Raw genomic sequence first — 14,268 nt, 5'->3', positions numbered from 1 at the left:
CAGTTCTACATGCAAGTCACGGGCCAGCTGGGGGACTTATTCAGCATTGCCTTAGCTTCGTCGGCTTTGTATTCGAGCTGGGGGCATGGGCAAAGGTATTTGAAACATCGGGAGGGCATGATGGGTCATGAGCTGGTAGCCCCGCGGCTGCTGTCTAACTGGTCCTATATGGACTCCCCCTCAACGGCAAGAGGCGGCTGCGCCGCAAGTGTTGGTGGTCCGGTCATTTTTACGTTAACGCGCAAAACAACGTCCGTGGTAATCTACGTTCCATGAGCCAAATTTCTGTTGCCGACATTTTGGAGCTGCCCGTCCAGGAGCGCATTCAACTCGTTGAAGTGATTTGGGAAAGCATTGCTGCCGTCCCTCACGCCCTTGAGGTTTCCCCCGAGCTGAAAACCGAACTCGAAGCGCGTTTGGTCGACTTTGAGCGAAACCCAGAGGCCGGTTATTCCTGGGATCAGGTAAAAGCACATTTAAAAAACGGCTCGTGGCGTACCGCTTGAAGTTTGCCGGTCGGGCCGTTCGCGAAATTGGCGAAGCGTTCGATTGGTATGAGGAACAGAGCAAAGGGCTAGGCTCTGAATTTGAGTTGGCTTTTGAACTCCAACTCAAACGCCTTGAGCAAGTCCCGCTTTTGTACGCAGAAATTGTTCCAGGCGTACGCCGCACACTTTTGCCACGGTTTCCGTACGGTGTTTTTTACACGGTCAAAAATGATTTGGTTCACGTTTTGGCTGTTATTCACAATGCGCGCCATCCACAGCGGTGGCCACATGAACGTGCCCGTTAACTGGTGATGCCACCGGACGCTTTGCGTCGGTGAATTTCGACGTTGAAGCAATTGAGTCACATGCGAGCTTTTATCCCCAGCCGCAAGGCAACCCGGGACTATCTGAAGCAAGGTGAGACAGATGGCAAAAATTGATGCTTATGAACAGGACATCCTGACGGCATTTGAAAAAGGCCGCCTGAAGTCTGTCGCCACCAAAGGCGAGTTAGAAAAGCTCAAGGCTGCGGCCAGGGCGACGGCCGTCAAGGACCGCAGGGTCAATATCCGCCTGTCGTCGATTGATCTTGGCGACATCCAGGTGAAGGCGCTGGAAGAGGGCATCCCTTACCAGACACTCATCGCCAGCGTCCTGCACAAATACGTCAGTGGCCGTCTTGTCGAAAAGACGAAAGCCACCACCGCGCGTTCAACCCCGCCCGGCCGCAAACACGCGGCGGATTAGGGCCAGCCTCACCCCGCCCCATGGCACTTCTTGTATTTCTTCCCGCTGCCGCAGGGGCATAAATCATTGCGGCCGGGCGCGGCCTCCTTGTGCACCGTGGCCACCTTGGCGCCGAAGCTGCGCCAGAAGCCGCGCAGGTCGTACACCGCCCATAAGGCTTCGCCGAATTGTTCGAGCCGCACTTCGCTGGCGCTGGGCGCGGCGTCTTCGCCGAGCATGGGAATCTCCATCGGGCCCGGGTCGTCGTCGGTCAGCTCGATGATGGCGCCCAGCGCGGTGTCGAGGTCCTCGACGGCCTGTTTATCCTTGGCTTCCTGGCGCGAGAGCGCCCACTCGTCGGGCCAGGACTCGACCGCGTACATGAAGCCCAGCGCCCAGACCTGGGCAAACGAGGGCACGCTGTCCATGTCGATGTCCTTGCGTTCCTCCTCGGGCAGCCGGGCCAGCATGCCACGCATGTCGCCGACCTGCGGGTAAAACGCGCGTTCGTCCTGCAGGCTTTCCACGTCGGCATCCAGCGCGCGGCAGATGTCCTGGTAGCGGCGTTCCCACAGGTCCATGAACTGCGCGCGCTGCGCGTCGCTGGCAAACAGCTGCCGGGCCGCGGCCTCGTCTTCGGCGCCCTCGAAGTCGAGCAGCACGGCCATGTAGTCGTCGGGCGGAATCTCGCGCCGCGTGCAGGCCAGCGCGGCCAGGAAACCCTCGCAAAACTCCCATTGCGGCGTTTCCTCCTCGCGCTTGCGCAGGTCGTCGAGGATGTTGTCCAGTGTTTCGAAATCCTCGGGGCTCAAGGCGCCGGGGAAGAGGGGTTCCGGGATGGAAGGGGCATCTGTCATGGGGGTGTCCGTGGTGGTTGAACGCGTATGGAAGGCAGTGTAGCCGCAGCCCCGCGGGTGCACGGCGAAGCGCCGCCCGGAGTCAGGTTACTATGTTTTTTATAGCTGTCAGCGCCCGTACATCAAGGGCCAACAGCCTTTTTTTCATACAAATCACGGCCCGGTCTTTGCTCAGCAGCCAGGCTTTGTGCGCCACGGCCAGGTCGATGAAGATCTGGTCGTCCGCGTCACTGCAGGTCACCGGCGCCTTGCTGCCGGCGGCCACGGTGCGCGCATGGGTGTCGAAGGCCAGCAGCACTTGCGCAGCAACCAGGCCGTCGCGCGTCATGCGCTTGGCGACCTGCGGATAGTCCAGCACACGTTCGAGCTCTACACGCATGTCCTCGGTGGCCAGCCATTGCAGCTGCCCGGTGACCACCGCGCTTTTGAGCGCCTGCGCCGCCAGGTCGCCAAAAACGAACAGGTCCAGCACGATGTTGGTGTCGAGCACCACGCAGTCGCCGGCCCGCGCCTGGGTGTCCATGGCGACCGGGTTCAAGGCGTGGCGGCGGGCTTTTTCTCGCGCGCCGAGCCGGCCACCATGTCGAAGCGGAACAGCCGGCATTCGATGGGGCCGTTCCACATCGGTACGCGGCGCGATTCCTTGAGCCGCATTTTCTGCGGCAGCTTCATGTCGGGCGTGAGCACGTGGGCGGTCCAGCCGGCGTAGTTTTTCTTCCAGTGGCTGGCCAGTTGCGGAAAGAAGTCCGAGGCCTCCTCGCCCCAGGCATTGAGGGCCTGCTCGCGGCCCGGGTTGGCCGAACGGTCGCGCGAGGTTTCGAAGGCGGGCTCTTCGCGCGTGTCCCGGGTGTCGCCGGCGTCGCGGCTCAAGGGCTGGCCGAACTCGTCGATGGGCTGGTTGCGGTGGTCCTGTTGCGCCTGGCCGCCTTGCTGGCGGCGCTGGTCACGCCCCTGCAGGGCGGGAATGCCGGCCACACCGGCCACATCGATACGTTCGCCGTAGGGCGGGTTCACCAGCATCACGCCCGAGGGCGCGGGCGGCATGCGCTGCAAGGCGTCGCCGCCGCGCAGTTGCACCGCGTGCGAGACGCCGGCGCGTTCGGCATTGCGCTCGGCAAAGTCAACCATGCGGAAGGAGACATCGCTGCCGAACACCGGTGCGGTCGGTGGCGTGATGGCCTGCTCGGCCTGGTCCAGCAGACCTTCCCAGACGTGGGGCTGGAAAGGCACGAATTTTTCAAACGCAAAATGCCGGCCCATGCCGGCGGCGATGTTGCAGGCGATCTGCGCCGCCTCGATGACGATGGTGCCCGAGCCGCAGCAGGGGTCGTACAGCGGCACGCCCTGTTTGCACAAGCCCGCCTCACCGCTCCAGCCGCTGGCGGCGATCATGGCGGCGGCCAGGGTTTCCTTCAGCGGTGCATCGCCCTTGTCCTCACGCCAGCCGCGCTTGAACAGCGGCTCGCCCGAGGTGTCGATGTACAGCGTGACGGTGTCGGTCGTCAGGTGGGCATAGACACGCACGTCGGGCCAGCGCGTGTCGACATCGGGGCGCACATCGTATTTGTCGCGGAAGCGGTCGGCGATGGCGTCCTTGATCTTGAGCGCGGCAAAATTCAGGCTGGTCAGCGGGCTGTGCTGCGCGGTGATCTCGACCTTGAAGGTCTGCTTGGGCGTGAACCAGATTTCCCACGCCACGGCGGCGGCGGCGTTGTACAGGTCCTGCTCGCTGCGGTAGCTGTTGTGCTGCAGCTCGATCAGCACACGCTGGGCCAAGCGGCTGTGCAGGTTGAGCTGCAGCGCATCGCGCCAGGAGCCCGTGACCTGCACGCCGGCTCGCCAGGCTTTGCCCTGGTTGCCCGTGATGCGTTTGACCTCGGCGGCCAGCAGCTCCTCCACGCCGGCGGCGCAGGGTAGAAATAATTGAAGTTGGTTCATAAAGATTTTCGGAGGTTGGCCGGCGCAATGCGCAGCGCTTCGCGGTATTTGGCAACCGTGCGGCGCGCGCATTCAATGCCCTGCTCCTTGAGCATCTCGGAAATCTGGTTGTCGCTGAGCGGCTTTTTCAGGCTTTCGGACGCGACAAACTGCTTGATCAGCGCGCGCACCGCGGTGCTGGACGCATTGCCGCCGGTCTCGGTGCCGAGTGCCGAGCCAAAGAAATACTTGAGCTCGAAGGTGCCGAAAGGCGTGCTCATGTACTTGGCGGTGGTCACGCGTGAAATCGTCGATTCGTGCAGACCCAGCTCGTCGGCGATTTCGCGCAGCACCAGCGGCCGCATCGCCAGCTCGCCGTGGGTGAAGAAATTTTTCTGCCGCTCGACAATCGCGCTGCTCACGCGCAGGATGGTATCGAAACGCTGCTGGATGTTCTTGATGAACCAGCGCGCCTCCTGCAGGCGTTGCTGCAGCGCCTGGCCACCCTGGCCCTTGTTCTGCTTGAGGGCGTTGGCGTAGATGTCATGCACACGCAGGCGCGGCATCACGTCGCTGTTGAGCGAGACCTTGAAGCCGCGGCCGGACTTGACCACCAGCACGTCCGGCACGATCAGGTTGCGCTCGACGTTGACAAAGCGCCGGCCCGGTTTGGGGTCGAGCCGGCAGATCAGGCCGATGGCGCCCTTGATCACCGCATCGGGGAAACCGCAGAGCTGCGACAGGCGTTTGACGTCGCGCTTGGCCAGCAGCTCCATGGGGTGCTGGCACATCGCTATGGCGGCGCGGGTCTCGTCCTTGTCCTTGCAGTCGAGCAGTTGCAGGCTCAGGCACTCAGCGAGGTTGCGAGCGCCGACGCCCGCGGGTTCCATGTGTTGCAGCAGCTTGAGCGCGACCGCGAACTCATGTTCCACCGCCTCCAGCTGCTCGAGGTCGTCGCCGGCCAGGCCAGCGGCCAGCGAGGACAGGCTGTCTTCGAGGTAGCCGTCGTCGTTGAGCGATTCGATCAGGAAATGCAGCGCGGCCTTGCCCTCGGGCGACAGGCGCAGCGAAAGGGCCTGCCGGTGCAGGTGGTCCTGCAGCGACTCATGGCTGCGCGCCAGTTCGGTGGCATCGACATCGCTGTCGTCGTTGTTGTTCTTGCGCGGCGTGGCGTCGCCGCCCCACTCGCTGTCGTCGGGGGCGGTGTCGACGCTGCCGTCGCCCTCCCAGCTTTCCTCGAGTTTGGCCTCGCTGCTTGGTTCTGCATCATTTTGACCTGCAGCCCCCGTATCTTCTGCGCTGACTGCTATGGAATCCGTAGTGGATTCAAACTCGCGGGTTTCCTGGCTGACCGGCGTGTCGACCTGGCCCAGGCCGAAATCCTCACGCGGGGCAGCCTCCTCGGCCACTTCAAGAAACGGGTTTTCGTCGAGCATCTGCTCGACTTCCTGGCTCAACTCCAGCGTCGACAGCTGCAGCAGGCGGATCGACTGCTGCAACTGTGGCGTGAGCGCCAGATGCTGCGAAACGCGAAGGGAAAGTCCCTGCTTCATGCCACCCCTTAAACGCGCAGCAACGCGGGTTGGGAGGTGTTAAGCAAGCGGGGGCCGCGCAACCGGCTTTGCCGGGGCGCAGGCGCCGCCCCCTGCAGGGGGGAGGGAGCTACACGCAGTGAGCGACAACGGGGGGGAACCATGGCCTACATCTTGAAGTGCTCACCGAGGTAGACCCGGCGCACGTCGGCATTGTTCACGATTTCAGAAGGGGTTCCCGTGGCCAGCACATGGCCGTCGCTGATGATGTAGGCGTGGTCGCAAATGCCCAGCGTTTCGCGCACGTTGTGGTCGGTGATCAGCACGCCGATGCCGCGCGACTTGAGGAAACCGATGATGCGCTGGATCTCGATCACCGCGATCGGGTCGATGCCGGCAAACGGCTCGTCAAGCAGAATGAAACGCGGCTGCGTGGCCAGCGCGCGGGCGATTTCAACGCGGCGACGCTCGCCGCCGGACAGGGCCGGTGCCGGCGAGTCGCGCAGGTGGTCGACCCGCAGGTCCTGCAACAATGAATCCAGGCGCTTGTTGAGCACCGCGGCAGATAGCGGTTTGCCGGCGTCGTCGGTCTGCAGCTCCAGCACGGCGCGCACATTCTGCTCGACCGTGAGTTTGCGGAAAATCGAGGCTTCCTGGGGCAGGTAGCTCAGGCCCAGGCGCGAGCGTTTGTGGATCGGCATGTGCTCGATCGACTCGCCGTCGATGGTGATCTCGCCGGCATCGGCGCGCACCAGCCCGACGATCATGTAAAACGAGGTCGTCTTGCCGGCGCCGTTGGGACCGAGCAGGCCGACCACTTCACCTTTTTTTACCGCAAGGGAGACATCCCTGACGACCTGGCGGCTTCCGTACGATTTTTGCAGGCCGGTGGCGACCAGGCGACTGACGGGGGCGGTTTCCGGGGACACGTCCATGGGGGTTTGGTTACTTCTTGTCATTGCCCAGCGTGGTGCTGGGCCGCAGGGAGGGAGACGGCCCGGCAGGCGCGGGCGCTGCGGGGGCGCCGGAAACCGTGTTGCGCGGGGCCAGCAGGGCGCGAACGCGCCCCGTCGGGTTGGAGGGGGTCTTGGTCTGGGCGCCGGCGTCAACGGTGAAGACATCGGTCGGGTTGTCGTAAATAATCAGCTCACCGGTGGTTTCGTCGGCCAGGGTGGCGCCCACGTAACGGCGCAACACGGCGCGCTTGATGAACTTGACGGTGTCGGCGCGGCTGTCGTATTCGATTCTTTCGCCCTCCCCCTCGATGTATTCATCGACACCTTCGCGCTTCTTGCGGTAGTAGGCCAGCTTGTCGGGTGCCGCAATCACGATCGCGTTCTGGTAACCCTCGGGGTCCTGCTGGACATCGACGCGGGCGCCACGAACAATGATGGTCCCCTTGGTGATGACCACGTTGCCGGTGAAAACACTGGTCTGCTTGAGGTCGTCGTAACGCAGGGCGTCGGCCTCGGCGTTCATGGGCTTGTCGCGGTCGGCCTTTTCGGCCGCAACCGGAAAAGCCGCGAAGACGGCGACCAGCATCAGTACACGGGCGGAGTTTTTCATAAAGGCACGAATCTTGCTGCTTTGGTGGTATTGACTCATTGTAGCGACGCAACTCCGGGTAATCCGCCCCGCCCATAAAAAACCCGCCCATTCGGGGCGGGGTTCGATAGCCACCAAGGGACATGCTCAGGATGATCGGATTTGAAGCAATCGACCGTGGGGGGGGGCTCTTCAATCCAGCAGGGGCCGCGGATCTGGCTCTGCCAGTCCGCAGGCGCGGCGGCCCCCGAGGGGCTGGAGCCTGCGGCTCCAAAGCTGCTTGAGCAGCTTTGGACAGGCGACAGAGGCGAAGCGTCTCGCGAGCCGCGGCCTGCAAGGCCTCGGGAGCTGCACGCAGGGAGCGACCGTGGGGCTAACCTTTCCTGACCTGGGCAATCAGGTAGTCGGTGACCAGCAACGCGCGCCCCATGGTCTGTGCCATCGAGCCCGAGGTGAAATACCGCCCGGCGACGCCAAGCGCTGGAACGCCGTCGATCTTGTAGGCATCCTGCAACTGGGTGGCCTTGCGGGCCTTGGTCGCCACTGAAAACGAGTTGTAGGTCTCGAGAAACTTCGCCTTGTTGAGGCCCTGCTTTTCCGCCCAAGCCGCAATCAGGTCCGGCGTGTTGAGCATCTGTTTTTCCACATGGATAGCGTAAAACACCTTTTTGTGCAGTTCATCGACCTTGTTCATGGCCTCGAGCACGTAATAAAGGCGCTGCTGCGGCTCGAAATCGGGACGGAAGGCGATCGGCACGCGGCGGACCGCCACGTCTTTGGGCGCCTTTTTGATCCACTCTTCCAGTGCCGGCTCAAAAGTGTTGCAGTGCGGGCAGCTGTACCAGAAGAACTCCACCACCTCGACCTTGCCGGCCGGGGCTTCGACCGGGGCCGGTTTGTCCAGGACGAGGAAGTCGGTTCCCGCGCGCGGCGCCGGCGCCTGGGCCCGGGCCGGGGTGCTCAGGGCGCCCAGCGAGGCGGCGGTGGCCACCGAAGCGGTGGCTATCGAAAATTCACGTCGTTGCATCAAGCTTTTCTCCAATAGTGCAAGGTTTGACACCCAGGTTCCAGAAAGTTCAGCGCTGGACGCGAACCAGGGCGGTTTCTATGCCGCTGCCGTCAAGCCGTTCCTTGGCCTTGTCGGCATCGTCCTTCTTGTCGAAAGGCCCCAGACGCACCCGGTACACCGTGCGGCCGGACTGCTCGCGCTCGGTCACCTTGGCCTCCAGCCCCATCAGCGAAATCTTGGCGCGCTGCTGCTCGGCGTCCTCGGGGGTGCGAAAAGCACCCACCTGCACAAAATAGCTGAAAGGGTCGGCCCCGGGAGCGACGGCCGGCGCGGCCAGCCTGGCCTTGGCCAGGTCCCCGATCGGGTCGGCCGAAGGTTTTGCGGTCTGGGCAGCCGGTTCAGCCGGGGCCACAGGCGCCGCTGCCGGCTTCTGGGGCGTGACATCGGTCACCGGTCCGCCCGACGCCGCAGACGGCTTGGCCGGGTTTTTGCCATACAGGGGGGCATTGGGGTCCCAGTCCCGGTTTTTCCTGGTCTCGGCCGCGTCATGGTCGGGGCTGCGCGACTGGCTCTTGTTCATGAACGGCACCGGCACCTTGGTGATGTAGACGGCCACCGCCAGGGCAGCAGCCAGGCCGATCAGCGCACCAATAATGAGCCCCAGCAGGGTCCCGCCTCGTTGTGTGTTCATGCCTTGCCCGGTTTGCTTGGTGGAAGGGTTACGCGTCATGGTGTCAGGGCTCTGGTTTACATCTTCTGCGGGGCGTCAACGCCCAGCACCTTCAGGCCATTGTGCAACACCTGCGCGGTGGCGGCGACAAGCGCCAGGCGTGCCAGCTTGACCACGTCGTCATCCACCAGAATACGCTCGGCATCGTAATAGCTGTGGTAGCTGGCAGCGAGCTCGCGCAGGTAAAACGCCACGTCATGCGGCGCAAACCCGGTGGCGGCATTGGCCAGCATGTCGGGGTACTTGGCCATCAGCAGCATCAGGGCCTGCGCCTGCGGGCTGTCGAGCGCGGACAGGTCCATGCCCTTGAGGGTGGCGACATCGCCGCCCCAGGCCGCCAGCACGGAGCAGATGCGGGCGTGGGCATATTGCACGTAATACACCGGGTTTTCGTTGTTCTTGGCCAGGGCCAGGTCGATGTCGAAAACGTACTCGGTGTCGGGCTTGCGGCTGAGCAGGAAAAAGCGCACCGCGTCCTTGCTGGTCCACTCGATCAGGTCGCGCAGCGTGACATAACTGCCGGCGCGCTTGGAAATCTTCACCTCCTCGCCGTGGCGCATCACACGCACCATGGTGTGCAGCACATAGTCGGGGTAGCCCTGGGGAATGCCGGCGCCGGCGGCCTGCAGGCCGGCGCGTACGCGGGCGATGGTGCCGTGGTGGTCCATGCCCTGGATGTTGATGGCGCGCGTGAAGCCGCGCTCCCACTTGGCCAGGTGGTAAGCCACGTCGGGCACGAAGTAGGTGTAGCTGCCGTCGCTTTTTTTCATCACGCGGTCTTTGTCGTCGCCGTAGTCGGTGGACTTCAGCCAGAGCGCGCCGTCCTGCTCGTAGGTTTTGCCGGCTTGCTTCAGTTTGGCCACCGTGGCCTCGACCCGGCCCGAGCTGTACAGGCTGGACTCGAGGTAGTAGTTGTCGAAGCTGACCGCAAAAGCCTGGAGGTCCAGGTCCTGCTCGTGGCGCAGGTAGGCCACGGCGAACTGGCGGATCGCATCCAGGTCCTCGATGTCGCCCGAAGCCGTGAACTCACGGTCATCGGACTTGACGGTTTTTTGGGCCATGAAGTCGGCCGCGATGTCGGCGATGTAGTCGCCGTTGTAAGCCGGCTCGGGCCAGAGCGCGTCGCCGGGCTTGAGGCCCTTGGCGCGAGCCTGCGTGCTGGTGGCCAGTGTGTGGATCTGCACGCCCGCGTCGTTGTAATAGAACTCGCGGTAAACGTCCCAGCCCTGGGTCGCAAACAGGTTGCAGATCGCGTCGCCGAGCGCCGCCTGCCGGCCATGGCCCACGTGCAGCGGCCCGGTCGGGTTGGCCGAGACAAACTCGACCAGCATGCGGCGCGCCTTGTCCACCGGTTTGACGCCGTACTGCCCGGCCGCAGTCAGCACCTCGCGCACGGTTTCCTGCTTGGCCGCCGGCTTGAGCCGGAAGTTGATGAAGCCCGGCCCGGCGATCTCCACCGCATCGACCCAGCGCTGGTAAGCCGGCGCCGCCAGCAGCGACTCGCGCAGGCCCTCGGCGAGCTGGCGCGGGTTGAGCTTGAGCGGTTTGGCCAGCTGCATGGCGGCCGTGGACGCGAAGTCGCCATGGGCGGCGACCTTGGGCGACTCGAAAGCGGCCTTCTGGCCGGCACCGGGGGACAGCTTGTCCAGCTCAGCGGCCAGGACCGCGAGCAATTCTTGTTTGACTAGGAGCATGCGCTGATTTTACGGGTGCGGGCCGGTAAGCGGGCCGGCGCAGTTGGCCGCGCGGCCTACTTGCCGTAGCCGCGCGCCAGAAACACGGCGGCCAGCGGGATCAGCGGCAGCAGATGCGCCTGCACCATCACCAGCTGGCGCGCCTGCGTGACCTGGCTGGCGTCGGGCAAGCGGCCGGTGGCGCGCAGCTCGCGGCGCCAGCGGGCAAACAGCCGCGTGGGCTGGATGGACAGCAGCGCGATGCCGACGAACAAGGCCAGCTTGACGTAAAGCAGCGCGTTGGTGCCGTACCAGCCCGCACCCTTGGCGCCCAGGAACACGCGCAGCAAGCCGGTCAGCAACACGGCACCCGCCGCCAGGGCGTAGATCAGGTCGATCTTGCCCAGACGCTCGACCACGGCGGCGTTGAGCCACTCGCTGCGGCACAGGGCCGCCTCGCTGGCAAGAAACACCACCATGGTCAGGATGGCCAGGATGTGGGCATAAGCGAGCAGGGCTTCGAGCGTCATGGAGGTCTCGCGGCTGGTCCGGTGCTTGTGTTCAGGGGTGCGCGGTGCGCTGGCCGGTCCAGAACGCGGGCTCGCCGTAGTTGTGTTTGAGGAAGTCTATCCACAGGCGCACGCGCAGCGGCAGGTGCTTGCGCTGCGGGAACACCGCGTAAATCCCGTTGGGCGGCGCATCGAAGTCCTGCAGCACCGCCACCAGTTTGCCGGCGGCAATTTCGGCCTCGACCTCCCAGGTGCTGCGCCAGGCAATGCCGTAGCCGGCCATGCACCAGTCGTGCAACACCTGGCCGTCCGAACAGTCGAGCGGGCCGCCCGGTTTGAGATGAATGGCCTCGTAGTCGCCCTCACCTGACGCGTCCGCCAGGACGCCTTCCTGTTGTCGCCCATGGGCGTTGCGCGGAACGCGAAACGCCCAGCCCCGCGTCTGCGAAGCGTCGCTGGACAGCGTCAGGCAGTCAAATTTCGCGAGTTCGGTGGGGTGCTGCGGCGTGCCGTGGCGCTGCAGGTAGCCGGGCGTGGCCACACACAGGCGGCGGTTGTCGGCCATGCGCACACTGACCAACGAGGAATCGGGCAGGTCGCCGACGCGCACCGCGCAGTCGAAACCTTCACCCGCCAGATCGACCACGCGGTCGCTGAGGTTCAGTGAAATGGTGACGTCGGCATGCAACTGCCGAAACAGCGGCACCAGCGGCGCCACATGGCGGCGCCCAAACCCGGCCGGCGCGGTGATGCGCAGATGCCCGCTGGCCTTGACTCCGCCGGCCGACACGCTGGCCTCGGCATTGGCCACGTCGATCAACAGGCGCTGGCAGTCTTCCAGAAAGGCGCTGCCCTCATGGGTCAGCGAAATCCGCCGCGTGGTGCGCACCAGCAGCTTGACGCCCAGCCGTTCTTCCAGCGCATCGAGCCGCCGCCCCATGATGGCCGGTGCCACGCCCTCGGCGTTGGCCGCGGCGGTCAGGCTGCCGCGCGTGGCGACCGAGACGAAAGACTCCATCTGTTTGAGTTTGCTCATGGGTCGCGATTATGAGCACAAAAGGTGGCAATGGGGCATCGAAGATCTTTATTGCACCGTCGATGTCACCGCCTGCGCGCCTGTAGCGCCCGGCGCGCAGGCAGGTTCAGGTGATGATCTTCCCGCCCTGCAGGGCCTGGATGTCCGCCTCGCCATAGCCGAGCTCCTGCAGCAATTCCAGCGTGTGTTCGCCCAGCCGGGGTGGGTTCAGACGCACGCCGGGGCGCTCGCCACCCAGGGTCAGGGGCAGCAGCGGCACATGGGTGGCACGCCCGTCCGGCAGCGTTAGCGGCGCCAGACCGCCGGTCTGCTGCAAATGCGGGTCGTCAAACAAGTCCTCGGGACGTGTGATGGGCGCAAACGGCAGGCCGTGCTGCTCGAACAGCGCACTGAGTTCGGCAGCGCTTCGCGGCGCCAGGCGTTCGCGCAGCTGCGGCAGCAGCCAGTCGCGTGCACGCACGCGGTCGTTGTTGCTGCCCAGCCGCAGGTCGGCGCGCAGGTCGGCAAACCCGAAGGCGTCGCAAAACAGCTGCCACTGGGTGTCGCTGACCACGGCCAGAAAGATCTGGGCGCCGCCGTGCACGGTGAACACGTCGTAAATGCCCCAGGCCGAAATGCGGCCCGGCATGGGCGCGGCCGGCTGGCCGGTCACGGCAAACTGCATCATGTGCTGGGCCACCAGAAAGACATTGTTTTCAAACAGCGCCGCCTGCACCTCCTGGCCCTTGCCGGTTTTTGCGCGCGCGGCCAGCGCGGCCATGGCGCCGATGGCACCGAACATGCCGCCCATGATGTCGTTGACGCTGGTGCCGGCGCGCAGCGGGTCACCGGGCCGGCCCGTCATGTAGGCCAGGCCGCCCATCATCTGCACCACCTCGTCGAGCGCGGTGCGGTGGTCATACGGGCCGGGCAAAAACCCCTTGTGGCTGACGTAAATCAGGCCTTCGTTCAGTGTCGACAGGCTGGCGTAGTCCAGCCCCAGCTTCTGCATGGTGCCCGGCTTGAAGTTCTCGCTGACGATATCGGCGGTCGCCACCAGCTTGAGCGCAATCTCCCGGCCCTGCGCCGTCTGCAGATCCAGGGCAATGCTTTTCTTGTTGCGGTTGAACAGCGCAAAAAACCCGGCGCCTGAGCCCAGCAAGCGGCGCGTGTTGTCGCCCCCCAGCGGCTCGACCTTGATGACCTCCGCGCCCAGATCGGCCAGCACCATGCCGCAGGTCGGGCCCATCACCATATGGGTGAATTCGATCACGCGCAGGCCTGCCAGCGGCAAAGGCGTGGCAGGCAGGACGGGGCCGGAAGCCGCTAGCGGCGGCGGGGAGGGCTGGGACACGGTGGAATTCCTTGATAGGCGGTGGTTGGCCGACCGCTTGGCTCATGACCTGCAAATTATGCGGCGCCCGTCAGATCCGGAAATTACATTCAAATATGTCATGGATAAATCACTTTTTAATCAATTAATCTTTGTCAAAGTATCAAATACAGTCTAGCCATGGAAAAACCCAAAGCCGGGCACGTCGTGCCACGGGCTGTTCTCTTTGATGCCTACGGCACGCTGTTCGACGTGTACAGCGTCGGCCTGCTGGCGGAGCAACTGTTTCCGGGCCAGGGCCAGGCGCTGGGCGTGCTCTGGCGCGACAAGCAGATTGAATACACGCGGCTGGTGACCACCAGCAATGGCGGTCAGCACTACCGGCCGTTCTGGGAGCTGACCCGCGCCGGCCTGCGTTACGCGTGCAAGCGCCTGGGCCTGGACCTGACGGCCGAACGCGAAGATCGGCTGATGAACCAGTACCGGCACCTGTCGGCCTTTCCGGAAAACCGCGAGGTGCTGCAGGCTTTGAAAAAACGCGGCATCGTCACCGGCATTTTGTCCAACGGCGATCCTTCGATGCTGGACGTGGCCGTCAAGTCCGCCGGACTCGAGGACCTGCTCGACCATGTGCTCAGTGTCGACAGCATCCGCAAATACAAGACCCACCCCGAGGCCTATGCGCTCGGGCCGCAGGCCACGGGCCTGGCCGCGCCGCAGATCGCCTTTGTCAGCTGCAACAGCTGGGACGCGCTCGCCGCGACCTGGTACGGCTACCAGACACTCTGGGTCAACCGTTACGCCCTGCCCTTCGAGGAGCTGGGCACACAGCCCACGCGTACCGGCAGCAATCTGCGCGATGTGCTGGGTTTCTTCCCGGCGGGATAATCCGTTTCACGATTTCGATCTTTCTTTTTTTCTTTTTGCCCTTTTT

17 protein-coding genes are annotated in these 14,268 nt (G+C 64.2%); 5 read left to right on the top strand and 12 right to left on the bottom strand.

All coding sequences use genetic code 11. The annotated features are described in order from the left end of the window. From PSV40_RS21695 to PSV40_RS21680, 4 genes are all read left to right on the top strand, one after another. On the top strand, positions 1-276 hold a 276-nt coding region (locus tag PSV40_RS21695; RefSeq protein ID WP_300541801.1), incomplete at its 5' end, for a hypothetical protein. Beyond that, on the top strand, positions 273-506 hold the full coding sequence (locus PSV40_RS21690) for an addiction module protein (protein ID WP_300541799.1): 234 nt from the start codon (positions 273-275) through the stop codon (positions 504-506). The genes PSV40_RS21695 and PSV40_RS21690, both read left to right, overlap by 4 nt. After that, complete coding sequence (locus tag PSV40_RS21685) at positions 491-793, top strand: type II toxin-antitoxin system RelE/ParE family toxin (protein ID WP_300541797.1); 303 nt, start codon at positions 491-493, stop codon at positions 791-793. The genes PSV40_RS21690 and PSV40_RS21685 overlap by 16 nt, the downstream gene beginning before the upstream one ends. 121 nt (positions 794-914) lie before the next feature. Beyond that, positions 915-1,235 (top strand): hypothetical protein, encoded by a 321-nt coding sequence (locus tag PSV40_RS21680; protein ID WP_300541795.1) that lies wholly within the window; start codon positions 915-917, stop codon positions 1,233-1,235. 8 nt (positions 1,236-1,243) lie between these two features. Here the strand turns inward: PSV40_RS21680 and PSV40_RS21675 are convergent, their stop codons facing one another. The 12 genes from PSV40_RS21675 to PSV40_RS21620 all read right to left on the bottom strand — a co-directional run bounded on the left by PSV40_RS21675 (position 1,244) and on the right by PSV40_RS21620 (position 13,310). Then, positions 1,244-2,071: a UPF0149 family protein gene (locus PSV40_RS21675; RefSeq protein WP_300541793.1), complete on the bottom strand. Its 828-nt coding sequence runs from the start codon at positions 2,069-2,071 to the stop codon at positions 1,244-1,246. An 82-nt stretch (positions 2,072-2,153) separates the two neighbouring features. Next, a complete protein-coding gene (locus tag PSV40_RS21670; protein WP_366915058.1) occupies positions 2,154-2,609 on the bottom strand; it encodes a putative toxin-antitoxin system toxin component, PIN family in 456 nt (151 codons plus the stop codon). Continuing rightward, a complete protein-coding gene (locus PSV40_RS21665) occupies positions 2,606-4,009 on the bottom strand; it encodes a THUMP domain-containing protein (RefSeq protein ID WP_300541791.1) in 1,404 nt (467 codons plus the stop codon). Before PSV40_RS21665 ends, PSV40_RS21670 begins: the two co-directional genes overlap by 4 nt. Beyond that, positions 4,006-5,541, bottom strand: coding sequence for an RNA polymerase factor sigma-54 (locus PSV40_RS21660; RefSeq protein WP_300541789.1), 1,536 nt, complete (start codon positions 5,539-5,541; stop codon positions 4,006-4,008). The genes PSV40_RS21665 and PSV40_RS21660 overlap by 4 nt, the downstream gene beginning before the upstream one ends. Positions 5,542-5,687: 146 nt before the next feature. After that, positions 5,688-6,455, bottom strand: coding sequence for an LPS export ABC transporter ATP-binding protein (lptB, locus tag PSV40_RS21655; RefSeq protein ID WP_300541787.1), 768 nt, complete (start codon positions 6,453-6,455; stop codon positions 5,688-5,690). A 10-nt stretch (positions 6,456-6,465) separates the two neighbouring features. Then, complete coding sequence (lptA, locus tag PSV40_RS21650) at positions 6,466-7,086, bottom strand: lipopolysaccharide transport periplasmic protein LptA (protein ID WP_300541785.1); 621 nt, start codon at positions 7,084-7,086, stop codon at positions 6,466-6,468. Positions 7,087-7,438: 352 nt separating this feature from the next. Next, positions 7,439-8,092, bottom strand: coding sequence for a thiol:disulfide interchange protein DsbA/DsbL (locus tag PSV40_RS21645; RefSeq protein WP_300541783.1), 654 nt, complete (start codon positions 8,090-8,092; stop codon positions 7,439-7,441). A gap of 49 nt (positions 8,093-8,141) precedes the next feature. Further along, positions 8,142-8,765, bottom strand: coding sequence for an SPOR domain-containing protein (locus tag PSV40_RS21640; RefSeq protein WP_300541781.1), 624 nt, complete (start codon positions 8,763-8,765; stop codon positions 8,142-8,144). 56 nt (positions 8,766-8,821) lie between these two features. After that, on the bottom strand, positions 8,822-10,498 hold the full coding sequence (gene argS, locus PSV40_RS21635) for an arginine--tRNA ligase (protein WP_300541779.1): 1,677 nt from the start codon (positions 10,496-10,498) through the stop codon (positions 8,822-8,824). A 56-nt stretch (positions 10,499-10,554) separates the two neighbouring features. Next, positions 10,555-11,007: a DUF2214 family protein gene (locus PSV40_RS21630; protein WP_300541777.1), complete on the bottom strand. Its 453-nt coding sequence runs from the start codon at positions 11,005-11,007 to the stop codon at positions 10,555-10,557. Between the two features lie 31 nt (positions 11,008-11,038). Beyond that, positions 11,039-12,022 carry a LysR family transcriptional regulator gene (locus tag PSV40_RS21625; RefSeq protein WP_300541775.1) on the bottom strand — a complete coding sequence of 328 codons (984 nt, stop codon included), beginning with the start codon at positions 12,020-12,022 and terminating at the stop codon, positions 11,039-11,041. 106 nt (positions 12,023-12,128) lie between these two features. Continuing rightward, complete coding sequence (locus PSV40_RS21620; RefSeq protein WP_366915059.1) at positions 12,129-13,310, bottom strand: CaiB/BaiF CoA-transferase family protein; 1,182 nt, start codon at positions 13,308-13,310, stop codon at positions 12,129-12,131. A 204-nt stretch (positions 13,311-13,514) separates the two neighbouring features. Here PSV40_RS21620 and PSV40_RS21615 point away from each other — a divergent pair, with 204 nt between their 5' ends. Next, the gene (locus PSV40_RS21615; RefSeq protein WP_300541771.1) at positions 13,515-14,222 is read left to right on the top strand and encodes a haloacid dehalogenase type II; all 708 of its coding nucleotides are present in this window, start codon (positions 13,515-13,517) and stop codon (positions 14,220-14,222) included. Positions 14,223-14,268 lie beyond the last annotated feature (46 nt).

Source organism: Polaromonas sp. (assembly GCF_029945925.1).
Classification (GTDB): domain Bacteria; phylum Pseudomonadota; class Gammaproteobacteria; order Burkholderiales; family Burkholderiaceae_C; genus Polaromonas.
Note: the sequence above shows the minus strand (reverse complement) of the source record. Positions and strands in the feature narration are given on the sequence as shown.